This is a genomic window from Gardnerella sp. c10Ua_244 (assembly GCF_055818055.1).
Window position 1 is genome coordinate 537,251 of the sequence record NZ_JARFVS010000001.1, and the last position, 25,305, is coordinate 562,555.

Below are 25,305 nucleotides of genomic sequence, written 5' to 3' on the forward strand. Positions count from 1 at the left end.
TTGCGCGAAAAATACAATACGCACAATTGTAGCGCGTGCCGCGGTCTGTGAGTATTCTGCAAGCTATTTCCTGAAAACAAATAAATATTCATGAGCAATCAGCAAAAAATTTTATAGAAAATAAAAACACAAAACGCGGCACAGAAACGTAGGTTATGTAAGAAAACTACGTACTGTACCGCGTATTTGTAAAACAGCTTAATAATGTATTTTATTAAGCGGCAATAGTTAAGGCGTTTGCTGCTTTACGTTTTGCAATGAAACGAAGCACGCATTTACGCAATTCGGAAGCAATTAACACGACCATTGAAAGACCGAGGCACTCGAACCATTCCGTTACGCTCAAAGGAACAGTGCCAAATGGCTCATTCAAGAACGGTATGTAAATTACAGCCAACTGGAGCACAACAGAAACTGCTATAGCACCCCAAAGCCAACGATTTGCAAATAAGCCTACAAATACGCTTTGTGAGTCTGAACGAGATGCTAACGCATTCAGCATTTGCGCAAACACAAGAATTGTAAAGCCCATTGTGCGAGCGTGAGTAAGCTGAGCAGCGTGATCCATAATTCCAACAGAACGGTCTGTAAAGAATCCGCCTGCCAAATGCATATCCATACCGATTAACGTAATAGCAGCCATGATTATGCCGATAAATACAATATCTCCCCACATTCGTCGGTCAATAACGCTATCGGTAAGCTTTCGGGGCTTTCGATCCATTACGTCGTCAGTTTGCGGATCAACGCCCATCGCGAGTGCAGGAGCTGCATCCGTAAGCAAGTTAATCCACAAAAGCTGAGTTGCAAGCAAAGGCAAAGTTACACCAACAGAGTTTGGCTGTGTAATTCCCAGTGCGCCAGCGAAAACAACGCCGCCGAAAACAGTACAAACTTCGCCAACGTTAGAACTGAGCAAGTATCGCAAGAATTTACGAATATTGTCGAAAATTCCGCGACCTTCGCGCACTGCTGCAACAATTGTAGAGAAGTTATCGTCAGCCAAAATCATCTTGGCAGACTCTTTAGTTACTTCTGTACCAGTAATGCCCATAGCAACGCCAATATCGGCAGACTTTACGGCTGGAGCATCGTTTACGCCGTCACCAGTCATAGCAACAATGTTTCCTTGACGTTGAAGCGAAGAAACGATAGCTAACTTGTGCTCAGGGGCTACTCGCGCGTACACGCTAGTTTTACTGATAGCTTCATCAAAAGCAATATTATCGTCGTTGCGTGAAAGCAATTCGTCAAGTTCGTCGCCTGTAAGTGCATGCTCATCTTTTCCAATAATTCCAAGATCTCGAGCAATACGCGTAGCCGTAAGAGGATGGTCGCCTGTAATCATAACAGTACGGATTCCAGCGCGATGAGCTTGAGCTACACTATCTCGAACTTCAATTCGCGGAGGATCAATAATTCCAACCATACCATTCCAAATCAAATCAGATTCTAGTACGTCACTTTGTTCCGCAACGTCCGCGATTTGACCTGCAGCGTTAGAAACCATGCCATCAACTTTTGAAAGACTATCGACTCCAAGCGGCCTATAAGCCATTCCAAGCGTGCGGTAGGCTTCTCCAGAAAGACGTTCAACAGTTGCTAAAATATCTTCGCGATCGCCGTCAGTAAGCGGACGCACGGCACCAGCTACTGCAATACGCGTGCAATAAGAAAGCAACACGTCCGGAGCGCCCTTAGCGCAAACAATCAGATTTCCAGAATCCGAACCATCTTTAACAACAACAGACATACGTTTGCGTTCAGAAGTAAAAGGTACTTCCGCAACTCGAGTCAAATGAGCGTAACGTTTGTCCGCTTTTGTTTTACGAGCTGCTACTACTAGCGAAACTTCTGTAGGGTCTCCAACTGGCTGCCAACTTTTAGTAGTTTCGTCATAATGTAAATCGCCGTCGTTAGCCAAACATCCGGAGCCTAACGCGCCTAATACTTCTGTAGCAAGATTTTGCGGTACTGCTAAATCTGCGTCCGCAGAACCAATTAATATCATGCGTCCTTCAGGCTTGTAGCCGCTTCCTGTAAGCTGAACTTCGCCGCTAGGTGTTACTACGCGTTCAACAGTCATCTCGTTTCGAGTTAAGGTGCCTGTTTTATCGGAGCAAATAACAGAAGCAGAACCAAGTGTTTCCACGGATGAAAGCTTTTTTACAACAGCATGATGCTTCACCATTCGTTGCACGCCAAGCGCAAGAACTACTGTCAAAATCGCAGCTAAACCTTCTGGAACAGCAGCAACAGCTAGGGAAACAGAAAGCAGCAGAGAATCAATAATATCTTGAATACTGTGGAAGCCTTCAATCAGCCACATGGAAGCAAGAACAACAGCTGCAATAATGCACACCGCAATTCCAAGAACTTTAGAAACGTGTACCATTTCTTTCTCGAGAGGTGTTGCTTCGTCATCTGATTTTGAAAGCATATCCGCGATTTTGCCAACTTGTGTGCGCATACCTGTAGAGGTGACTACAGCGCGACCGGTTCCTTGCGTAACAGCAGTTCCGTTGAAAACCATATTTGTGCGATCGCCTAAAGCTTTTGCAGACGAAAGCGTATTCGGACGTTTGCTTACTGCAACAGATTCGCCTGTAAGACTTGCCTCAGCTACGCGTAATGAAGCCGCTGCTATAAGTCGACCGTCTGCAGACACGGCATCTCCTTCGCCAAGCACTAAGATATCGCCTGGCACAACTTCTGCAGTATTAATGCGCACCACGCTACCATCGCGCAAAACTGAAGTTTGCGGAGCACTCATTCTAGCTAAAGCTTCGACTGCTTCTTCTGCTCGCGACTCTTGAATGTAGCCAAGCACTGCGTTTGCAATCAAAATAATGATAATTACGATTGAATCAAACGGCAGAATCTCTCCACCGCTGTTTCCTTTATGTTGTGCGCGCTCAACAAACCACGCAATTGCAGAAATAATAGTTGCTGCAATAAGCAAGTAAACGAGCGGATCTTTAAATTGATCAAGGAACCGTTTCCATGCTGGAATTTTAGGAGCAGCAGCAAGTGCATTTGGGCCGAATTGATTAAGTCTTTTTGCAGCTTCCTCAGAGCTTAAACCGCATGTAATATCTACGTTAAGTGATTTAGCTACTTGCTGAACATCGCACAATGATGGATCTTTGCTATTAGCTGAAGAGTCAGCTGTTTTATTGGATTGATCAAGAGCGTGATCAACCATATCTTCCCCCTTGGGAGTGCCGCGGAGTAGTCAATAATCGCAATGCTAACGCTATTTTTAGCGCTTCGTATTGTAACTATTGCGCGGTTGTGGAATATTGCAATAGTTTGCAACAATTAAGTACCGTTCTATTATGCCATACAACGCGCCGAGCTTAGAATCAGCAGACTTTGCCAGCTTCAGAAAGCTATTAAACAATGCCTTGGGGGCATGTGAGAATAGGAGTATGACTACGAAAAAAGGGCCGACCAAGGGGTCGGGTGGAAAACATCGCAATGCTTTGCGCGGAAAAGGTCCTACTCCGAAGGCTGAAGATCGCGTGTATCACAAAGCTTATTTTGCTAAGAAAGCTGCTATTAAGCGCACATTTGCAGATCCGCGTTTGGCTGCGCGCCGCAGAGTGGATAAGCTTGGTAGCGATTCAGATGAGTTGGTAATTGGTCGCAATGCTGCTTTAGAGGCGTTAAGAGTTGGAGTTCCAAGCACTCAATTGTATGTGGCTAATCGCATTGAGCATGACGATCGCACGCGCGAAATCGTGAAGTTAGCAGGCATGCAGGGTTTGCGTTTGCTTGAAGCGGATCGCCTTGAAATGGATCGTATTGCGCATAGTACGAATCATCAGGGCATTATTTTGAAAGTTCAGCCTTACCAGTATCACTCTTTGCAAGAATTGGTTGAACGAGCGGAAAAGAAGGCGCGCGCAATGGAAGCTGCTGATTCAGATTCTGCTCGCATTAATGCTCGACCATTGTTTATTGCTTTGGATGGCGTTACGGATCCTCAAAATTTGGGTGCTGTTATTCGTTCTGCAGCAGCTTTCGGTGCTAATGGTGTGATTTTGCCTGAGCGCAGAAGTGCTTCCGTAACTGCTGCTGCTTGGAAGGTTTCTGCTGGTGCTGCAGCTCATTTGCCAGTTGCTAGAGTTGTTAATTTAAATAAGGCAATTCAAGGTTTGCGAGAGCGCGGATGGTATGCAATTGGTCTTGATGGCGGCGGCGATAAGCTTGTTGGAGAAACTGGCTTTGAAACTGATCCGTTAGTTGTTGTGCTCGGCTCTGAAGGTAAGGGCATGAGTCGCCTTACGAGAGAAGCGTGCGATGCTATTGCTGGAATCCCAATTTCTAGCGCGGTTGAATCTCTTAACGCTTCTGTTGCAGCAGGCATCAGTTTGTACGCTGTTGCTAACGCTCGTCGTTTGGCTGCATTGAATCAAAACTGAAATTTTCAAACTTTAAAATCACGCTTGCACTGTATTGTTACGGTGTTAGCGTGATTTTATTTGGTTGGGGCTTTGGATTTGCTGAAGTTTAGTACTTACGCAATTTTGAAAGAAATAATTAAATAGAAATATGCATATTAGCGAAAATACTATAGAAGAAAATAAAACACTTATGAACGAAAATACTGTTACAAATACAGGTACAAATACGAACACAAGTACGTCAAAAACAAAAAAAACTTTAAATGTGACAAAAACTTTAAAAACAACAAATAAATTATGGTTCGTAAAGAATGCTCGTTCGCTTATTTTTATTGCATACCTATCTGTCGTCGTAGCAGTTATGTGCTTCCACGAGCCTTGGTTTGATGAAGCTCAAAGTTGGCTTATTGCACGCGATTCTTCGTTTGCTGATTTGTTAACTCTTCGACCACATTATGAAGGCCATCCGCCGCTTTGGACTTTGCTTCTTTCCATACCTGCAAAAACAGGAGTTCCATACGAAATTGGTCTTAAAGGCGTGCAACTTCTATGCACTGCGCTTTTGGGTGGCTGGCTTATTTTCCGCGCGCCTTTTAGTAAATTGGCTGTGTTTTTGCTTCCGTTTACGTATTTTTTGTGCTTCCAATATGGCGTTACTTCACGCCCGTATGCTCTTCTTTGCGCGGCTTTGTTTATGGTTGCACATTATTGGAAACGATCTGATTCTAAGCCTTCTGATACTTGGAAACTCGCTTTGAGTCTTGTACTTTTATGTGCAATCAGTGCTTATGGCATTGCTTTAGCAGCAGGTTTTGCTTTTGCGTGGATTTGGAGAGTTGTAAAATCTGCAGGAATTAAAAAAGCTTTCGCTGAAATAGTCTCTAACACTAACAGATTAGTAAGCTGGATAATCCTTGCTTTAGTTGGAATTGCAAGCATTATTTGCATTTGGCCTGCTGCTAACGCTTTCGCATCGCGTGAAACATTCGACGGAAATTCTCCTCTTATACAATTCTTGTCATTTATTTTCGTTATGCCATCAGAAAGTATGTTCACTCAATTTGCTGGCGATGTTTCTTTACGTAGACTTATGCTAAGCGTACCTTCCGCGATTATTTGCGTTATTATTTCGATTTTAATATGGTCTTTCGCTGTAAGAATCGCTTATCGAAGAGGCATGCTTGTTTCTTTGATACTTCCTTACTTGACTTTTGCGGCAATTGCCACGCAATATTTCACTTTGCATCACGCAGGAATCGTTTTTGCATTCTTCGTATCTCAACTTTGGATGTGTATTGCGCGTAAGCCACTGGAATCTAAAGATATTCCGGCGATTATTTTTAGGTTGTTCAAAGCTGCAAATAAAGCTGAAAATAGCAATAGTAAATCTGCAAGTAAATCTGCCGGAAGCAAAGTTATTGCTGGCATTATTATTGTTGTTTTATTATCCCCAAGCTTGATTTGGAACGGGTATTCTTGCGTTAACGATATTCGATTCGACTATTCAGGTTCGCGCGCACTTGCGCAATTTATTAAGCAAAATCATGCTGAAAACATGCGATTCGTAACGTCTTGGCTACATCAAGATGAAAAAACGGATAAACAAGGTAATGTTATTGTTCCTGAATTTGAAGATATTCATCAATATTCGTGGCAGCTTATTACAGCAAATCCTTATTTCTCGAAGAATCTTATTGATTGCAGTTATAAGAATAGCTCGTTTATTACAAATGAGCAGCCATCTCAAGAACAGGCATCAAATGAAATGGGTGCTTGCAAAGCAAAGAAAGAACCTAAATTCTTTGTCACAGAATCAGATAAGCCTTGGTATTATTTTGTGTATTTAAACTACAATATCGACCATTATACTGAGCATACTATTGCTAAAACAAAATCATCTTGGAAAGCAGGAGTCTCAGAAGGAAGAATTATTGTATATGAGCGCAAAAAATAATTAGCGCATTTATATAATTATATTTAAATATATTTAATTACATTATGAAAATGCCCCTGCGTAAGTTAACTAACTTATTTAGGGGCATTTTTATTACAGTGTCTTACTTTTTAATAGTAGAACATGCGGTTTTATTTACCAGAAACCGAATGGATCAAATATTCCACCATCGTCACCATCGTCATCTCCACGTTGTTGTAAATCGTCATCGTCACCATCGTACGAGTTACTTCCGCGTTTTTTACCAGGCTTCTTTTGGTTTTTCTTTAATTTCTTTTCTTGCTTATTTGTGCCATTAACAGCAGTTTCTTCTTGGTTGAATGTAACTTGCAACTTAAGTGTGTTGCCGTTACGAACTATTGTGAGCGTAGCTTTTTGATTGAACGCTGTTGCTCTCACATACCCGAGGAGTGCGTAATTATTGGATACAGGCTTATCGTCAAAGGCAACAATAGTGTCATTGGCTTTGAGTCCGGCTTTTTCAGCAGGGCTTCCTTGATTGACAGAAACAATTTGAGCTCCTCCGCGAGTAATTCCTTCGGACTCAACTGCTGTGCTTTTAATCATGATCCCTAGTGCTACGTGCTTTACAGAACCATTCTTAATAATTTCTGTAACTACTCGTTTCACCAGATTTGCTGGAATTGCAAAGCCGATGCCGATAGATCCTGTAGTCTCCCCTTGAGCTGATGTCGCTGCAATAGAAGAATTAATACCTATGACCTTTCCGGCAGCGTTAAAAGTTGGGCCGCCTGAATTTCCTGGATTAATAGCTGCATCAATTTGTACTGCATTAGTTACAATTTCAGAGCGGCTTTGGTCGTCCATAACTGATACTGGACGATTTAAAGCCGAAACAATGCCTGTGGTAGCTGTATCGTCATATCCAAGCGGATTTCCGATTGCCATAACCGGTTCGCCAACGGAAAGCAGATTAGAATCTGCAAATTGGACTGTCTTTAAATTATTTGGTGAATTGTCTAATTTAAGTACTGCCAAATCAGTAGTTTTATCTGCTCCGACTAATGTAGCTGAATAAATTTGACCATTAGAAAGGGTTACTTGAATTTCTTTTGCATTAGCAATTACGTGATTGTTTGTTACAACATAACCTTTTGAATCAATAATTGCTCCAGAACCCTTCCCCATGCCTTTCTCTAAACGAGTTTGTATAGAAACAACGGCTCCGGAAACATTTTTTGCAACTCCTTGCCAATCCGGAGATTGTCCGCCTTTAACTACTGCGGTCCCAGGGCCAGAAGAATGAGAGCCGATGTTTGCGAAAGAGCCGCTTTGTGGAATTGAAATAAGACCTTGCGAGATTACAAATAGAACTACAACTACGCAAACTATTGCAGAAATTGCGGAGGATAAAATGGCAACAAAAGCAGTTGACGAAGAGCTTTTTGTTTTTCTTTTGTTACCTTTTTTGTTTGTGTCGTTTGTATTTGCTGCATTTGTGCTAATAATGCTTGTTTTTGCTATATTTTCATTTTCTTCGTTACTTGCATTATTGTTAAAATTCTGTTGCGCTGGTGTTTGATTGCCAACTTCATTATTTGGGTAAGAATTATTGTCTGTGCCGTAATTATACGGATTTCCGAAGCCGTTAAAATTATTATTTCCGTAGTAATTTTGTGATCCAATGTATTGCGTAGGAGCATTGTTGATATTTGTATTATCCGCATCGTTATTTTGGTTTACGGCGTAATTGTTAGCTGGATACTGTGTAGTGTTTGTACCAACTTCATTTTCGTTATTTGTTGGGCCGTAAGCTCCGAATTCAGGAGCTGGGCTATATGTTTGTGCTGGTTGCGTTGTTTGCGTTGGTTGTGCTGGTTGCGTCGGTTGTTCCTGCTGCTCGTAATATCCATTATTTGCAGTTTCATTGGATTCCTGCTGATTTGCACCATACATATCGTCAGCCATTCATCCTCCTTACAAAAGACTCTTAACACACCATAATAAACCATGCCATTATCTATGTAAGAGATAGTATGTTTTTTTATAATTTTTTAAATAATTTGCCTTGTAAATTTCATAAATTTTGCAAATTAATTTGGATATTGTCACAGAAAAATATAAATTGTGTGTGTTTTTTATTTATACTCGTCATGCCTTCTAATAAAGTAAATGCTATGACAAGTCTTCTTGAACATCCACGCGGAGCTGAGCCTGGGAAGCCTGGTGACCGCAAAGAATTTTCGTTTACAACTAAAACGCGACTTTCCAATACTGCTGAAGGTAAAGGTCGTGACGGTGCTCGCTATGGGCGCACCGGCGTAATTCACACGCCTCACGGAGATATTCAGACCCCAGCATTTGTACCTGTTGCAACGCAAGCTGCAATGAAGGCAGTGTTGCCAGAAAGCATTAAGGATTTGGGCGCTCAGTGCATGCTTTCAAACGCTTTTCATTTGTACGAACGTCCTGGCGCGGATGTTCTTGACGAAGCTGGCGGATTGGGAAAGTTTATGAACTGGGATAAGCCAACCTTTACGGATTCTGGCGGTTTTCAGGTTCTTTCTTTGGGTGCTGGTTTTAAGAAGACCCTTGCAATGGACGTTACTGGCATGAAGTCGGATGATGTTATTGCAGCCGGTAAGGAGCGTATGGCTTTTGTTGACGAGGATGGCGTAACTTTTAAGTCTCCTCTTAACGGAGCTAAGCACCGTTTTAGTGCTGAAATTTCTATGGGAATCCAGCATAAGCTGGGCGCGGATATTATGTTTTCTTTCGACGAGCTTACTACTTTGATGAATACTCGCCGATATCAAGAGGAATCTGTAGAGCGCACTTTCCGCTGGGCAAAGCGTTGTGTTGCAGAGCATCAGCGTTTAACCGAGGAGCGTGTAGGCAAGCCGTATCAAGCATTGTATGGCGTTGTGCAGGGTGCTAATTATGAGGATTTGCGTAGGCATGCGGCCGAGCAGATTGCTTCTTTAGATTTTGATGGCGTAGGCATTGGTGGCGCTATTGAGAAGCGAATTATTGGTGATACTTGCGCTTGGATTTGCGATGCTATGCCGGAAAATCGCCCACGCCACGTGCTTGGTATTGCAGCCGTGGATGATATTTTTGCTTGCGTTGAAAACGGCGGAGATACTTTCGACTGCGTGGCTCCAGCTCGCTGCGGAAGAAACGGAGCAATTTTTACTCGTCATGGTCGCTACAACGTAAAACGTGCAGAGTTTAAGCATGATCAGCGTCCGCTTGAAGAAGGCTGCGATTGCTACACTTGCACGCATTATTCCAGAATGTATGTGGATCATTTGTTGCGCGCTAGTGAAATGAATGGATTTACGCTTGCAACCATTCATAATGAGCGTTTCTTTGTGAAGCTGCTCGACGATATTCGAGCTTCTATTGACGGCGGATATTTTGAAGAGTTCCGCGATGAGACTCTTGCACACTATTACGAAAACGGTTCTAAAGGCTGAGAGTAGTTTTGAGCGCAAAATGCTAGGTTAAATATTGCGAATTTATGTTAAATATGATAGCCTTGCACTTTGTATGCGAACGTGGCGGAATGGTAGACGCGCTGTCTTCAGGTGGCAGTGAGCGTATGCTCGTGCGGGTTCAAGTCCCGCCGTTCGCACTAGTTAAAAAGGCTGGAATTGCAAGGGCTTTGCCTCTTACTATTCTGGCCTTTTGTGCAAATATAAGGCAACTATATTGCAACTGCAATGCAAAAAAGTGCGAGTATTGTACAAACTTTTATTTATTACAAGCGACGGTGATGTAATGAACACTAACGATGAACTAAATATCAATAATGTAGGTGACAATTCTTACGATCCACATATTGGTCGCGAATCTCACGTTGTGCCGGGTCGTTTTGGTGAGCCTTTAAAAGTTATGAATGCACAGTATTCGCAAGGGAATGCTTCAGCTCATCCAACGCATCCGCTGCTTTTGCTCCTTCACGGTTGGGGTTCTAACGAGGAAGATTTATTGGATTTGTTGCGAGTAGTTGCACCATATAATGATGCAATCGCTTTACGTGCTCCACTTAAGCTGGCAGAAGGCGCTTACAGTTGGTTCCACGATGCTGTGCCGCAGCGAGAAGATTTAGATTACGATATGTATGCTGCTGCTGTAGCAATTGACGAATGGGTGCATGAAAATATTCCAGCGAATCGCGACATTGTGCCATTTGGTTTTTCGCAAGGCGCTGCGCTCGCGGTGCACGTTTTGCGTTTGAATCCTTCGCGCTACCGTGCGGCCGTTTCGCTTTCCGGGTTCATAGCGCCTAGTGTTCCTGCTTCCTCGGAAGAAATCGCATTACAAGATAACGATTTAGCTGAGCGTAATACTCCTGTATTTTTCGGCTACGGATTAGAGGATGGCGTGATTCCTCCTTACGAATTCTCGGCTGCTGCAGCGTGGCTTGAGGAGCACACTTGGCTTGAAGAACGTCGTTATCGCGGGTTGGATCACGCTGTTGATATGAACGAAATTGGCGATATTCGCAAGTGGTTCGTAACTCACGATATTTCTTCTGGGCTTATGTAAATTTACTTAGATTTATGTAAATTTATTCGATTTTGTTTTTTCTTAATCTGTAAATTAATTTGTAAAGTGATTTCATGAATATGCGCGATGAGATAGTATTTGCAATGAATCAAGCCTTGAATTTGGCTCGAGAGTCTGCTTCTGCAGGCGAAGTCCCAGTTGGAGCAGTTGTGCTTGATGGTAGCGGTAATATTATTGGCAAAGGCGCAAATATGCGAGAGCAGAGCGCTGATCCTTTGGCTCATGCTGAAGTGCTTGCTATGAAAGATGCTGCTACCTCGCGTAAATCTTGGAATCTATCTGACTGTACTCTGGTAGTAACTCTTGAACCTTGCCCTATGTGTGCTGGAGCTGTGCTGCAAACGCGCCTTAAACGCGTGATTTTCGGGGCGTGGGATGCCAAACTTGGTGCGTGTGGTTCTGTATGGGATATTTTGCGAGATCCTCATGTTGGCTCACGTCCGGAAGTCATTGGTTCAGTATGCGAATCTGAGTGTGCTCAACCCTTGCGAAACTTTTTTGCGCATCAACGTTAGATAAGTGTTGCATTATTTTTTAATGTTGCGTTTAATTCAAGATAACGCAGTGCATGAAAAGTAATTTTTAGCGTGTTCCCCTTGTGTTCATTCTAGCAAAATGTTATAGTTGCGGTAACGTTACCGCATGAGGTAAGTTGAAGAAACCGACAATTGTGGGAACGTTATCTCAATTGCGGATTCTATTCAGCGCTGATGAAGCTGCTCATTGAGAATAAGATTGCACAGAGGCTCTTATGCATGGTTGCATAGTGCTGTTTTTCTCCAACGAGAGGAGTATATAGAAAAACGTAGTATAAAACATGGAGTACAAGCTAAAATCAAAACATATCGATAACAGTGCAAAATTGTTAACACTGGTTGAGCATAAGAGATGAGCTGGAGGTGTCATGTCGTACATTACGATTCGCGATGTTGCGCAACGTGCTGGTATATCAGTATCAACTGTTTCTCGCGCATTGAATAATACGGGTCGTATATCGGCAAACACTAAGGCGAAAGTTGAGCGTGCAGTTGCGGAACTAGGTTATATACCAGATTCTCGCGCTCAGGCGATGCGGTCATCTCGTACTAAGACAGTGGGGCTACTTGTGCCAGATATACGCAATGCGTATTTTGCTGAGCTTGCGTATACTGTGCAAGACTCGTTGTTTGATGCCGGCTATTGTGCGTTTATTGGAACATCTTCTGAGAGTGCAGCTCGTCAAGATTCATTCATTACAAGTATTCTTTCTCAACGCATTGATGGTGCGATTATTGTGCCTCAAGGTGAGGAAACTGATGCTATGAGAATGTTGATGGAGCAGCATCTTCCACTTATGTTTATGGATCGACATGTGGAGTCTCGGACTGGCGATTTGACGCATGTGCCAGTTGTGGATTCGGATCCAGAGCAAGGTATTCGTGAAGCATTATTGGATGTTAAACAACATGGTTTTTGCTCAGTTGGCTACGTGTCGGGTCCAATTATCGCTTCACCGTCACTGCAAGAACGTGAACAAGTATTTCGTACAGTGGCTTCGGAGATATTTGGCGAAGAACATGTATTTGTAGAATCTACGGGATTTGAACAATCCTCATGCGCTAGCGTGTTGCATCGCATGATTAGCGTTGGTGTAAAAGCACTTATTGTCGGTTATTCGCCAGATGCGCTGCGAGTGATGGATGTAATGGCTCGTGAAGGATTAGTGATAGGCAGTGACATTTCACTTATCTCGTTTGATGATGTTGAAATATTCCGCTTAGCAACGCCGCGTATTTCTACTATTTCGCAACAAGTTCAGCGCATTGGTCGTACTAGTGCTGCACTTTTTTTGGATATGTTAGAACATAATGTTGATGTTCAATCGCAGCGAGTAGAAACTATGTATATTCCGCGTGAATCGTTAGGAAATGCGTAGCTGTAAGGCTGTTATTCTATAGCTTGACACTATTGTTATTGATTTTTGTACCGTGACTTTGTAAGCGTGTGCAGCAATCACCTGAGCGTACCGTTGTTGTTACGTTTTTGCATGCACATTGCGGCATAATTCTCATCCAAAGTACAAGCGTAATGTAGCGTAATTTATTGCATTTTCGTGGCAGCAGTGGTGCTGTAGCGAAGAAAGAGGTAAGACATGACGGAACTATCGCTAGTAGGAGTATCGAAAATATTCGGTAATTCTACGGTAGTTGACAATGTGTCTGTAACAGTAAAACCAGGTGAAGTGCATGTTCTCCTTGGTGAAAATGGTGCGGGCAAGTCAACAGTTATTAAGATGATGAGCGGCATTTATCAGCCAGATAAAGGTCATATTGAGATCAATGGTGAAACAGCGCGAATTCCTAATGTGGATACTGCTCGCAAATTGGGCATTGCTGTGATTCACCAAGAGTTAAATTTGGTGCCAGAACTTTCTATTATGGAAAATTTGTTCCTTGGTATGCTTCCTACGAAAGCTGGTTTTGTTAGTCGCGCGACGATGCGTGCTCGTGCGGAATCTGCATTGCAAGTTATCGGTTTAGATGAAGATGTCAATAAGCCAATGGGACAACTTGGTGTAGCTCGTCAACAGATGGTAGAAATAGCCAAAGCACTTATGCAGCATGCATCTATCCTTATTCTTGATGAACCAACAGCTGCTCTAACAAAACCAGAATGTGAACAGTTATTTAACATTATGGAAGATTTAAAATCCAAAAATGTTGGAATGGTGTTTATTTCTCATCATTTAGATGAAATTGCGCGTATTGGTGATGTTGTAACCGTACTTCGCGATGGCAAATATGTCGATACTGTTGATGCGCAAGTTCCTGAGAAGGAACTTGTAAAACTCATGGTAGGTCGTGATATTACAAATCAATTCCCTCATGGCAAACGTAGTCAAGGCAAAGAGCTGCTAAAAGTAGAAGGCTTAACGCGAAAAGGTACGTTAGAAAATGTATCCTTCAGCGTTCATGCTGGCGAAGTTGTGGGTCTTGCAGGTTTGGTAGGTGCTGGTCGTACCGAAGTTCTTCGTGCAATATTTGGTGCAGATAGTTATGATTCAGGTTCAATAACTGTTGATGGTAAATCTATTGCAAAAGCGAATATTGCAGGAAGCATCGCAGCTGGTCTTGGTTTAGTCCCAGAAGATCGTCGAGTACAAGGGTTGATTCTTGAAGCATCTGTTGCAGAAAATTTGGGAATTTCTACATTAGTTCCTACAGCACATGCAGGATTTGCGGATTTGAAAGGGCAGCGTACTCGCGAGGAAGAAACTGCAAAAAAATTGCGTATTCGTATGGCAAACATTGATCAACTCGCTGGTTCGCTATCTGGCGGTAATCAACAAAAAATCGTGTTCGGCAAATGGTCTATGGCGAACGTGAAAGTGCTATTGCTGGATGAGCCTACTCGTGGTGTTGATGTTGGTGCTCGTGTAGAAATTTACGAGTTGATTAACAGTATCGTAGAAAATGGAGGTGCTGTGCTGATGGCATCCTCAGATTTGCCTGAAGTGCTTGGCATGTCAGATCGCGTATTGGTGATGTCGAACGGCAGAATCAGCGGTGAATTAGCTGCAAGCGAGGCTACGCAGGAAAGTGTGATGGAACTTGCAGTGACTCACCTTAATACATCTGGTATTTGAGCATACAGGAATGAGTAAAACCTTACTGCTTTCAATATGAAACTGATACATGAGCCATATTGAAATCTTAAAAATTAAAGTTACCAATCAAACGTAAAACTTGCATACAACAATTTATTGCACACAGCAGTGCAGTGAGTTATAGCAAAATTTGTTAAAGGAGTATAAATTATGGCTGCTACGAGTAGTGCAAAATCTGAGCATTTGGGATACGGTGCAGTTGATAAAGGATTTTTGCCTGCAGCGAAAAAGTTTGCATCACGCAATGGCGCTCTTATCGGCTTGATTATCTTGTGTGCTGCGCTTTCGTGCGCCACGCCAGCATTTTTGACAAGTGTGAATATTCTCAATGTGGGTATTCAAGCTGCGACAGTTGCTATTTTGGCATTCGGTCAAACCTTTGTTATCGTGTCCGCTGGTATTGATTTGTCAGTAGGTGCGGTGGCTGCAATTTCTAGTATGTTGGTTGCGTATACAGGCGTTTCTATGGGTTTGCCACCAGTGTTAACTGTTGTTGTAGGCATAGTAACCGGTGCGCTTTTTGGTCTTATTTCAGGTGTTGCAAACGCTTTTCTTAAGTTACCGTCGTTTATTGCTACATTGGCAATGATGTCTGTTGCGCGTGGACTTACCCTTGTTGTTTCAGACGGTCGTCCTATTTCCACTTCTGGCATGGTGAATTTCTTTGGTGCCAAGATATTAGGTATTCCAATGCCAATTGTGATGATGATTATCATGGGTGTTATTGCTGCAGTAATACTGAACTTCACCACTACTGGTCGTTCTATGTATGCTGTTGGTGGAAATATGGAGGCTTCTCGCCTTTCTGGTATCAATATTCATAAAACGCAAATTATGGTGTTTGTTTTTTCCGGTATTTTCGCTGCCATCGCTGGTTTAGTTATTGCCGGTCGTTTACATTCCGCTCAGCCTCAGGCTGCCGCTGGCTATGAAATGGATGCTATTGCTTCTGTTGTTATCGGTGGTGCTTCGCTTTCGGGCGGTAAAGGTAAGATTTCTGGCACTTTCGTAGGAGCAATTTTGCTGGCTGTAATTCGTAATGGCTTGAATATTTTGAATGTTTCCTCCTTCTGGCAGCAAGTAGTTATTGGTTTGGTTATTGCCTTTGCTGTGAGCCTTGACACTTTGCGCCGCAAGGAAGATACGCACTGACAGCAAATTAATACTTTTTATAAACTTGATCTTCTCGTAGGAAGGAGGTGAATCTTGCAAATGTTGATTCGTAAGTGGCGAGTAATCAATATTTTCAGCAAGAATTGAGACGATTTGGAATATTATAACTGAACTTTATAACTCAAAACTACGTAACAATAAGGTAAAGAGATGGTGAAACATCAGCCTTATGTCACTGCAACATTGTGGATTTATCGAACTAAAACTTGCGGTAGCACAGGGCAATAATCAAAGGAGATATGATGAATTATCCAATTATGCGTCGAGGTGTAAAGATTGCTTGCGCGGTTGCAGCAGCATCTGCACTTATTGTCAGCATGAGTGCATGTGGTAGTACTAATGGTGGCGATAAAGTCGCATTGTTAGTTTCTACTTTGAACAATCCGTTCTTTGTGGATTTGCGTGATGGTGCCCAAGCTGAAGCAAAGAAACTTGGTGTTGATTTGCAAGTTTCCGACGCTCAGAATGATTCTGCAAAGCAGCAGGATCAAGCGCAGAATGCTCAATCACAAGGTGCAAAAGCTGTTATTATTAACCCTGTAGATTCTGATGCTGCTGGTCCTGCAGTTGCCCCGTTGCTAAGCGCGAACTTGCCTGTGATTTCTGTTGACCGTTCTGTAACTGGTGAAAAAGTTACTTCGCATATTGCTTCCGATAACGTTGCTGGTGGTGCTCAGGCTGCTGACACGCTAGCTAATAGTATGGGCGAAAAGGGTGAAGTTTTGGTTTTGCAAGGTATTCCTGGAGCGGCTTCTACTCGCGACCGTGGCAAAGGATTCAAAGATCGTATTAAGAAATATTCAAATATTAAAGTTGTAGCAGAACAAACTGCTAACTTTGACCGTGCTGAAGCATTAAATGTGGCTACTAATTTGTTGCAATCGCACCCGAATGCAACCGGCATTTACGCCGAAAATGACGAGATGGCATTAGGTGCCATTCAAGCATTAGGAGCTAAAGCTGGTAAAGAAATTAAAGTAGTCGGTTTCGATGGCACTGCTGACGGTATGAAAGCTATTAAGGCCGGCACAATGGCTGGAACAATTGCTCAGCAGCCAAAGGAACTTGGTCGTTCTGCCGTTGCTGCTGCTGTAAAAGCTATTAAGGGGCAAAGTGTTCCAAAGACTGAACCAATTACTGTGAAAACAGTGACAGTAAAGAATGTGGGTGATTTTGAGTAATACATATTTGCATAAAACTATGTAATTCTGTATATAAACATTAAAGTTTATGTTGAGTAGTTTTATGGATTAATATAGCTAATGCAAAATTTATATGGTGTTGAGAGCATTCATGATGCTTTCGTGAAAATAATCGCAACAGTAAAATTTATTAATACCGTATGCTTTAGTGTTCTCAACGCCATTGTTTTCTTAATAAGATTTTTTATCATATATGTTCGTGGTGGCGCACTTGTTATGAAGGTGATGATCATTGTTGATGTCACTTTCATGAGCCACGATATGGGGTGAATTATGTTAACTCATGGTATCTTGAACGCACAATTAGCAGCTGCTATTGCAAAATTGAGGCATAAGGATCAATTTGTTGTTTCTGACTGTGGCTTGCCTGTCCCAGCGGGCGTAGAAGTTATTGATTTAGCTTTGGTTTTTGGAATACCGCGATTTCCTGATGTGCTTGCATCAATAAAGGATGATCTTGTTCTTGAGTCTGGTATTATGGCGGAAGAAGCTTGTGATGATGTTCCAGAAACATGGATCAAGGATTTGCTTGGTGTGCCATTGACTTATGTGCCGCATGATGGCGAACGAGGGTTTAAGGCTCTTGTTTCGCAAGCTAAATTCGTGATTCGAACGGGTGAGACTACTCCGTATTCTAACGTGTTGCTGCGTTGTGGCGTTCCATTCTAAGCTTTGTTTTGCGCAATATTTAGGGAGAATTATGTGTAGTTATCATATGCTTGACTCGTTAGAGAGTTTAGAAAAGATTAAAGTCATTCAGCCTGTTAACGTGGCTTTGCAACATGAGACATTGCCTGCGTTACGAAATATGAAGATGCCTACTGTAGCGATAGTTGGTTCTATGAATGCGGATTATACTATTGTTGCTAATCGTCTTCCTATGCCTGGTGAGACCATTAAAGGTAACGAAATACGAATACTGCCTGGAGGCAAGTCAGGTAATCAGGCAGTATCTGCTGCAAAGCTTGGTGCGCACGTATGTATCTTCGGTGCTGTAGGTGATGATGCTAATGCTGATTTTCTTACTGGTGCTTTGCGAGAATCTGGTGTTGATACGACGTATGTACGTCATGTACCCAATTGCAACAGTGGCGCAACAGTGATTACAGTGGATGCGCAAAGTGGCGAAAATACTATTGTTTATGCGCCTGGGTCTAACTCGCAAGTTGATATTGATTATATTCAGTCGCCATCTGTGCAAGCTGCTATTACTAATGCAAAAGTATTAGGGCTTTGCTTGGAAAGTCCATTAGAATCGGTTACGATGTGCGCTCGCTTAGCGCATGAACATGGCGTAAAAGTTTTGCTTAATAATTCGCCTTTTTTGGATACATTACCGCAAGATCTTATACGATCTGCAGATATCTTACTGGTCAATGAGCATGAAATGGCACAGCTATTGCATATTTCAGAACCAGATAGCGGTGATTGGGATTCATTTGATTGGAAGCATACGCTTCATGCAATGCATGAGTTTGGCTTTAATGAGGCAATAGTAACACTTGGCTCACGTGGGTCTATGGTTTTGGATTATGCTGATAATTCGGTGCATCGAATTATGGCTCAGCATGTCAATGCCGTTGATACTACGGGTTGTGGCGATGCTTTTATGGGTACTGTGCTTGCGTGTTTGTCTGTGGATATGCGGTTGGTTGATGCAGCGTCACTCGCTTCTTATGTAGCGGCATATGCTGCTACTGGATTTGGTGCCCAAGCTTCTTACGGTACAGTTGCTCAAATTCGTCAATTTTTTCACTTGTAAGTAGGTGATGCATGCATAAATTGTAAGTATATTCAGTTGACGTTCGCGCCTTGCCGATGTACAGAATTTTGACATTCTTCTAAAACTGTGTAATATGCTATAAAAACCAAAAAGCAGTTGGCTGATTTTAGTCACTACAATCAGCCTTACTGCTTTTTACTATATTTACAGTCGCTTCGACGAATTTTCATGTATGCACGAATTTCGCCTAAGCACATTTTTACCTAAAAGGAGGTGTCACTATGAGTGGCATGAAATATGCAATGATCGGTTCGGGAGCTATGGGATATCGCTATGGCGTTTTGTTGCAGGAAACGGCTGGCATTCATGTTGATTTCATTGATGCCTGGGATGAGAATGTGAATAAAGTTCGCGAGCAAGGCGGCGTAATGGTGAGCCGTGACCATGAAAACCGTCATTTGGTACCGATTAATATGTATACGCCTGAAGATTATGATGGCGATCCAGACGTGTGGATTGTGTTTATGAAGCAAATGCAGCTTGCGGAAATGTTGGAGCGTTGTAAGCATTTGTTTAAAGAGCATCAGGTAGTGTTTGCTGCTATGAATGGCTGGGGTCATTTTGAAAAGTTGCAGCAGTACTTCCCGGATGATCATATTTACGGCGGAACTGCCATGATTGCAACCGTTTTGAACGGTCCGGGCGACGTTGATTTTATTGGTAAAGTTGGCGTTGGAACTATGAATATGTGCGCGTTGAACGAGCAGGTGAGTGACGTTGAGCTTGCTATGCGAGACGACTTTAAAGCTGCCGGATTGAATCCTACTATTACGGAAGATTTCAAGGGTACGTGCATGGCGAAGGTAGTTTTCAATTCCGTAGTTAACACTTTGTGCACAATGTATCAGATTCAAATGGGTCAGTTTATTTCGTACCCTGGGGCTATGGATATGGCTCAACAGCTTATTAACGAAGCGTACGACGTGTGCGATCGTGCCGGAATTCGTATGGTTAATACGCGTCAGCAGGAGCTAGAGGCTATCGATTACGTAAGTCGCGTTGCAAATCCTCTGCACTATCCTTCTATGTACCAAGATATGAGTCGCGGACGAAAGACTGAAGTCGATTACATTAATGGTTACATAGCGAAGCTCGGTCGCGAAAATGATTACGTTTGCCGCACTCACGAATTCTTAACGCATGGAGTTCATTTGGCAGAACTCGCGTTCAAACTTCATAATCAGCAATAATTTAGAGAGTATCCCTATAGCTCTTGCAATGAATGAGAAGGAGGCGCGGCTCGCGGTTTTTACTGCGGGCCGCTTTTTATTATCCGCGCGTAACATCTAGTATGATGATAAAGTTTAGAGTCTAAAATCATAAATATTATTAAGTAAATAGAATTATTTGTAATAAATAAAACTGCAATAAAAATACTTATCAATGTAAATTAATGGGGATTAAATGACTACTTTTGACAGAGCAAACTTGCCAGAATCCGTGCGCACGAACGGCGCTACTCCAAACCCTTGGTGGGCGAATGCAGTAGTGTATCAGATTTATCCGCGAAGCTTCCAGGACACGAACGGTGACGGCATTGGAGATTTGAAGGGAATTACTTCTCGCCTTGATTATTTGGCTGATTTAGGCGTTGACGTGCTCTGGCTCAGCCCTGTTTACAAGTCCCCACAAGACGATAACGGTTACGATATTTCCGACTATCAAGATATTGATCCGCTTTTCGGAACTTTGGAAGATATGGACGAGCTGCTGGCTGGAGCTCACGAGCGCGGTCTTAAAGTCGTGATGGATTTAGTAGTAAATCACACTTCTGACGAGCACGCTTGGTTCCAGGCTTCAAGAGATGCTTCTAGTGATTACGCTGATTGGTATTGGTGGAGGCCTGCGCGTGAAGGTTGTGTGCCTGGTGAGCCGGGTGCGGAGCCGAATAAGTGGGGTTCGTATTTCGGCGGTTCCGCGTGGACTTACGATCCGAAGCGCGGAGAATACTTCCTTCACCAGTATTCACCAAAGCAGCCAGATTTGAATTGGGAAAATCCTGCTGTTCGCGCTGCCGTGTACAAGATGATGAATTGGTGGATGGATCGCGGAATTGATGGCTTCCGCATGGATGTGATTACGCAAATTTCCAAGCATGTTGATTCTGAAGGTCGTTTGCCGGGTGAAGATGGCTGCCAAATTGAAGATTTGCCAGCTGGTGCTGACGGCTATTCTTCGCCATTCCCGTTCTGCTCGGACGGTCCTCGTTTAGACGAATTCTTGCGTGAGATGCGTGCAGAAGTTTTCGACGGTCGCGAAGGTTATCTTACTGTTGGCGAGGCTCCGGGAATTTCTCCGCACCGTAATACTTATATTACTGACCCTGCTCACAGCGAACTTGACATGTTATTCCTGTTCAATCATGTGGATATCGATTGCGAAAACGGTACTAAGTGGAATCCTGTGCCGCTAAAGCTTACGGCATTAAAGAGCGTGATGGCAGAGCAGCAACAAGCGGTAGCGGATGCTGGTTGGGCGAGCCTGTTCTTTAATAATCACGATCAGCCGCGTGCGCTTTCTCGCTGGGGTAGTGAGGCTAGCGAGGAGATGCGCGTGCGCTCTGCTAAGGCGATTGCCATGCTTCTTCACATGCACCGCGGCACGCCTTACGTGTACCAAGGCGAGGAAATTGGTATGACTAACGCGCACTTTACGCGTCTCGAGCAGTATCGCGATTTGGAAGCGTTGAATATGTTTAAGCAGCGCGTAGAAAAAGCGCATATTCAGTCTGCTGAGTCGATGATGGATGCGCTCGCAAAGCGCGGCCGCGACAATTCTCGAACTCCAATGCAGTGGAATGCTTCTAAATACGCGGGATTCATGCCTTTTAATGTTCAGTCGGTAAATAACGCAGAGCCGTGGATTAGTGTGAATCCTAATTATGTGGATATTAACGCAGCAGAGCAGATGGAAGATTCAGATTCCGTTTACGCTTTCTATAAGTATTTGATTGCGCTTCGTCATTCGGAGACGATTGTTTCTGCTGGTTCTTGGGATTTGGTTGATGCAGATGACGAGTGCGTGTATGCTTTTGTGCGCGAGCTTAAATCTGGTTGCGAAAAGCAGGAAGATTCTGCAGAGACTGCTGCGGAATCTGCTGCAAATTCCGCGGAATCTACAGAACGCATGCTCGTAATGGTTAATATGACTGACTCAACTGTGCCTATCCCTACGCAGAGCGCGCAATTATTGCAAAATCGCGCCTCTAACGCTTTTGTGGGGCGTGACGTAATGGTTACAACCTACGACGTGAATCACGCGCTTACATCGCTTAAAAACGGTACGCTTGCGCCTTGGGAAGGTATAGCTGTTACTTTGCAATAGTTTTAATAGCATTAATTTGCAATAATCACTTTGCAATAGTTTCGTCTACTAACTTTGGCAGAGCTTTCGCAATATCTTCGCGAATAATACGCTCTGCCAAATAGTCGTATTGCGTAGAGCCCAGGTTCATTATCGTAATCGGCACTCCAGCGCGCGCAGCTAACGGCACGAGGCTGGCAGCTGGAAATACTTCCAGCGTGGAACCAATAACCCACAGCTCGTCCGCTTTAACTATTGCTTGCGCACTGCGTTCCATAGCACCTTCTGGAAGCGCTTCTCCAAAATAAACAACGTCTGTTTTTATGAGACCGTTACAAGGCATATTGCTGCGGTACGGCAGAGTGCGTCTGCAATGCGGATCCGGGTGCTCATCTAAATCTGCCATAATATCGGCAGTTTTATAGCTCGCGTGGCAGCTCATGCAGTGCGAAGTTCCGATGCTTCCATGCAAGTTCACTATAATATTTGGGTTATTGCCAGCTTTTTCGTGAAGCGCATCAAAGTTTTGGGTGGCTATAAGGTCGAGCATTCCTGCCTTCTCGAGTTTTACAAGTGCTTTGTGCGCAGTCCCCGGCTGTGCGTTCCAAACGGGAGACTCTTTTTGCCAGCGCCAAGAGTAGACGCGTTCCTCTTTACTGCTTAAAAATGCGTCTATGTCATAAACGTTCATTTGCTCTGGGTGCTTAGTCCAAACTCCATCTGGACCGCGAAAGTCGGGAATGCCTGCGCTTGTGGAGATTCCTGCGCCTGTGAGCACAACAATGTGGTGTGCTCTATTGCTCGATTGCTTGTTGCTCATTCTTCTGCTCCTTCTTTTATTAATGTCTGTTAATACCCTATTCTTATTTTCTTATTTTTCTTTATGCGCTTTACGCTTTTTGTGTTTTTATGTGCTTTGTATTCTTTATAAAAGTTTATTTAATAAGTATCTATTTATATAGGTATTTCTTATTTCATAAATAGAGCTCATATATTTTGTATGTACTGCTGCTGAGTTTGTGCGAGCGTTGTAAAGCAAGCGCTACCGCATTAAGCTCACTTTAAGTTAATCTTCTTTGGTCGTCAGATTACGCTTTCTTAATTAGTTTAAAGAAAGCGTAATTGTTTGCGCGCTTGCGCGGAAAGCACACTGTGCTTTCTGCATAAGCAAGCGCTACCGCATCGGGTTGCTTTTCGCGCTACGCTTTAAGCGAAAAGCAAGTCGATGCGACACTCCCGGTTTTGATGTTTTTGGGGCTATTCTTGATTATTTTTTGTTGGTTTTGATTATTGTTCCTGGTCTTGTGTTGGTTTTTTGGTGTTTTTTCGTGGTTTTCGACACGCCGGTGTTTTGGCTTGTTTTCAATGGTTTTGGGGTGTTTGTTTTTGGTGGGTTTGCGTTTTAGCGTGGGTTGGTGTAAGTTTATCTCTTGCTGCTCAGCGCGGCTGGTTCTCCTCGGTTGAGGTTGATGGGCCGGCTGGTGTGGTGGTGGTTTGAGAACTCAAGAGCGTGTCTGTACTACTTATTAGTTAATTATTGCCAGTTCATTGCCTGCCTTGCAGATTGCAGGGTGCCTGAGAGATGGTTAAATGGTGGTGAGGTTTTTGTTGGGATGTTCTTTCCTTAAAGAATGTCTCGTCTTTTTCTTTTTAATATTGGAGCCTTTTGTTGGCTCTTCATTGAAGTTTTTCGTGGAGGGTTCGATTCTGGCTCAGGATGAACGCTGGCGGCGTGCTTAACACATGCAAGTCGAACGGGATCTGACCAGCTTGCTGGTTGGTGAGAGTGGCGAACGGGTGAGTAATGCGTGACCAACCTGCCCCATGCTCCAGAATAGCTCTTGGAAACGGGTGGTAATGCTGGATGCTCCAACTTGACGCATGTCTTGTTGGGAAAGTGTTTAGTGGCATGGGATGGGGTCGCGTCCTATCAGCTTGTAGGCGGGGTAATGGCCCACCTAGGCTTCGACGGGTAGCCGGCCTGAGAGGGCGGACGGCCACATTGGGACTGAGATACGGCCCAGACTCCTACGGGAGGCAGCAGTGGGGAATATTGCGCAATGGGGGAAACCCTGACGCAGCGACGCCGCGTGCGGGATGAAGGCCTTCGGGTTGTAAACCGCTTTTGATTGGGAGCAAGCTTTCGGGTGAGTGTACCTTTCGAATAAGCGCCGGCTAACTACGTGCCAGCAGCCGCGGTAATACGTAGGGCGCAAGCGTTATCCGGAATTATTGGGCGTAAAGAGCTTGTAGGCGGTTCGTCGCGTCTGGTGTGAAAGCCCATCGCTTAACGGTGGGTCTGCGCCGGGTACGGGCGGGCTAGAGTGCAGTAGGGGAGACTGGAATTCCCGGTGTAACGGTGGAATGTGTAGATATCGGGAAGAACACCAATGGCGAAGGCAGGTCTCTGGGCTGTTACTGACGCTGAGAAGCGAAAGCGTGGGGAGCGAACAGGATTAGATACCCTGGTAGTCCACGCCGTAAACGGTGGACGCTGGATGTGGGGCCCATTCCACGGGTTCCGTGTCGGAGCTAACGCGTTAAGCGTCCCGCCTGGGGAGTACGGCCGCAAGGCTAAAACTCAAAGAAATTGACGGGGGCCCGCACAAGCGGCGGAGCATGCGGATTAATTCGATGCAACGCGAAGAACCTTACCTGGGCTTGACATGTGCCTGTCGACTGCAGAGATGTGGTTTCCCTTCGGGGCAGGTTCACAGGTGGTGCATGGTCGTCGTCAGCTCGTGTCGTGAGATGTTGGGTTAAGTCCCGCAACGAGCGCAACCCTCGCCCTGTGTTGCCAGCGGGTTATGCCGGGAACTCACGGGGGACCGCCGGGGTTAACTCGGAGGAAGGTGGGGATGACGTCAGATCATCATGCCCCTTACGTCCAGGGCTTCACGCATGCTACAATGGCCGGTACAACGGGATGCGACATGGTGACATGGAGCGGATCCCTTAAAACCGGTCTCAGTTCGGATCGTAGTCTGCAACTCGACTACGTGAAGGCGGAGTCGCTAGTAATCGCGAATCAGCAACGTCGCGGTGAATGCGTTCCCGGGCCTTGTACACACCGCCCGTCAAGTCATGAAAGTGGGCAGCACCCGAAGCCGGTGGCCTAACCCTTTTGGGATGGAGCCGTCTAAGGTGAGGCTCGTGATTGGGACTAAGTCGTAACAAGGTAGCCGTACCGGAAGGTGCGGCTGGATCACCTCCTTTCTACGGAGTTTTTGTGCACGCTCGGTTTGAGTGTGGTTACTGGTGTGGAAAACAATAGTTGACGTTTTTTTGATGAGTTTGTT

Annotated in this window: 17 protein-coding genes, 1 tRNA gene and 1 rRNA gene; 16 read left to right on the top strand and 3 right to left on the bottom strand. The window is 44.0% G+C overall.

The window, feature by feature from the left end; all coding sequences use genetic code 11:
* Positions 1-214: 214 nt before the first annotated feature.
* A complete protein-coding gene (locus tag P0108_RS02360) occupies positions 215-3,205 on the bottom strand; it encodes a cation-translocating P-type ATPase (protein ID WP_064621761.1) in 2,991 nt (996 codons plus the stop codon).
* 226 nt (positions 3,206-3,431) lie between these two features.
* On the opposite strand from P0108_RS02360, the gene rlmB reads away from it, so the two are divergent.
* Together rlmB and P0108_RS02370 are read left to right on the top strand one after the other, a co-directional pair.
* Positions 3,432-4,427 (top strand): 23S rRNA (guanosine(2251)-2'-O)-methyltransferase RlmB, encoded by a 996-nt coding sequence (gene rlmB, locus P0108_RS02365; protein WP_064621762.1) that lies wholly within the window; start codon positions 3,432-3,434, stop codon positions 4,425-4,427.
* A 130-nt stretch (positions 4,428-4,557) separates the two neighbouring features.
* A complete protein-coding gene (locus P0108_RS02370) occupies positions 4,558-6,363 on the top strand; it encodes a hypothetical protein (RefSeq protein WP_102704531.1) in 1,806 nt (601 codons plus the stop codon).
* A gap of 135 nt (positions 6,364-6,498) precedes the next feature.
* On the opposite strand, the gene P0108_RS02375 is transcribed toward P0108_RS02370, so the two are convergent.
* Entirely contained in the window at positions 6,499-8,292 is a 1,794-nt protein-coding gene (locus P0108_RS02375) for a S1C family serine protease (RefSeq protein WP_004109433.1), read from the bottom strand.
* Between the two features lie 185 nt (positions 8,293-8,477).
* On the opposite strand from P0108_RS02375, the gene tgt reads away from it, so the two are divergent.
* From tgt to P0108_RS02435, 12 genes are all read left to right on the top strand, one after another.
* Positions 8,478-9,803, top strand: coding sequence for a tRNA guanosine(34) transglycosylase Tgt (gene tgt / locus P0108_RS02380; RefSeq protein ID WP_004109431.1), 1,326 nt, complete (start codon positions 8,478-8,480; stop codon positions 9,801-9,803).
* A gap of 75 nt (positions 9,804-9,878) precedes the next feature.
* Positions 9,879-9,961: transfer RNA gene (locus P0108_RS02385), tRNA-Leu, on the top strand.
* 146 nt (positions 9,962-10,107) lie between these two features.
* Entirely contained in the window at positions 10,108-10,878 is a 771-nt protein-coding gene (locus P0108_RS02390) for an alpha/beta hydrolase (protein WP_004109429.1), read from the top strand.
* 74 nt (positions 10,879-10,952) lie between these two features.
* Positions 10,953-11,414: a nucleoside deaminase gene (locus P0108_RS02395; protein ID WP_064622043.1), complete on the top strand. Its 462-nt coding sequence runs from the start codon at positions 10,953-10,955 to the stop codon at positions 11,412-11,414.
* A 389-nt stretch (positions 11,415-11,803) separates the two neighbouring features.
* Complete coding sequence (locus tag P0108_RS02400; protein WP_004109425.1) at positions 11,804-12,814, top strand: LacI family DNA-binding transcriptional regulator; 1,011 nt, start codon at positions 11,804-11,806, stop codon at positions 12,812-12,814.
* A gap of 216 nt (positions 12,815-13,030) precedes the next feature.
* Positions 13,031-14,524 (top strand): sugar ABC transporter ATP-binding protein, encoded by a 1,494-nt coding sequence (locus P0108_RS02405; protein ID WP_033888531.1) that lies wholly within the window; start codon positions 13,031-13,033, stop codon positions 14,522-14,524.
* A gap of 171 nt (positions 14,525-14,695) precedes the next feature.
* Positions 14,696-15,697: an ABC transporter permease gene (locus P0108_RS02410; RefSeq protein WP_004109423.1), complete on the top strand. Its 1,002-nt coding sequence runs from the start codon at positions 14,696-14,698 to the stop codon at positions 15,695-15,697.
* 263 nt (positions 15,698-15,960) lie between these two features.
* Positions 15,961-16,899: a D-ribose ABC transporter substrate-binding protein gene (locus P0108_RS02415; RefSeq protein WP_004119817.1), complete on the top strand. Its 939-nt coding sequence runs from the start codon at positions 15,961-15,963 to the stop codon at positions 16,897-16,899.
* A 294-nt stretch (positions 16,900-17,193) separates the two neighbouring features.
* Positions 17,194-17,589, top strand: a complete 396-nt coding sequence (rbsD, locus tag P0108_RS02420) for a D-ribose pyranase (protein WP_004109421.1) — start codon at positions 17,194-17,196, stop codon at positions 17,587-17,589.
* 46 nt (positions 17,590-17,635) lie between these two features.
* A complete protein-coding gene (locus P0108_RS02425) occupies positions 17,636-18,682 on the top strand; it encodes a ribokinase (RefSeq protein ID WP_421783226.1) in 1,047 nt (348 codons plus the stop codon).
* A gap of 242 nt (positions 18,683-18,924) precedes the next feature.
* Positions 18,925-19,893 (top strand): ketopantoate reductase family protein, encoded by a 969-nt coding sequence (locus tag P0108_RS02430; RefSeq protein ID WP_064621534.1) that lies wholly within the window; start codon positions 18,925-18,927, stop codon positions 19,891-19,893.
* A 214-nt stretch (positions 19,894-20,107) separates the two neighbouring features.
* On the top strand, positions 20,108-22,027 hold the full coding sequence (locus P0108_RS02435) for an alpha-glucosidase (protein ID WP_064622138.1): 1,920 nt from the start codon (positions 20,108-20,110) through the stop codon (positions 22,025-22,027).
* A 25-nt stretch (positions 22,028-22,052) separates the two neighbouring features.
* Here P0108_RS02435 and P0108_RS02440 read toward each other — a convergent pair whose 3' ends face one another.
* Positions 22,053-22,826, bottom strand: coding sequence for an SIR2 family NAD-dependent protein deacylase (locus P0108_RS02440; protein ID WP_064622136.1), 774 nt, complete (start codon positions 22,824-22,826; stop codon positions 22,053-22,055).
* Positions 22,827-23,357: 531 nt separating this feature from the next.
* On the opposite strand from P0108_RS02440, the gene P0108_RS02445 reads away from it, so the two are divergent.
* Both P0108_RS02445 and P0108_RS02450 read left to right on the top strand, forming a co-directional pair.
* Positions 23,358-23,504 carry a hypothetical protein gene (locus P0108_RS02445; RefSeq protein ID WP_162720529.1) on the top strand — a complete coding sequence of 49 codons (147 nt, stop codon included), beginning with the start codon at positions 23,358-23,360 and terminating at the stop codon, positions 23,502-23,504.
* Positions 23,505-23,695: 191 nt separating this feature from the next.
* Positions 23,696-25,222 (top strand): 16S ribosomal RNA (locus tag P0108_RS02450).
* The last annotated feature ends 83 nt before the right edge of the window (positions 25,223-25,305 follow it).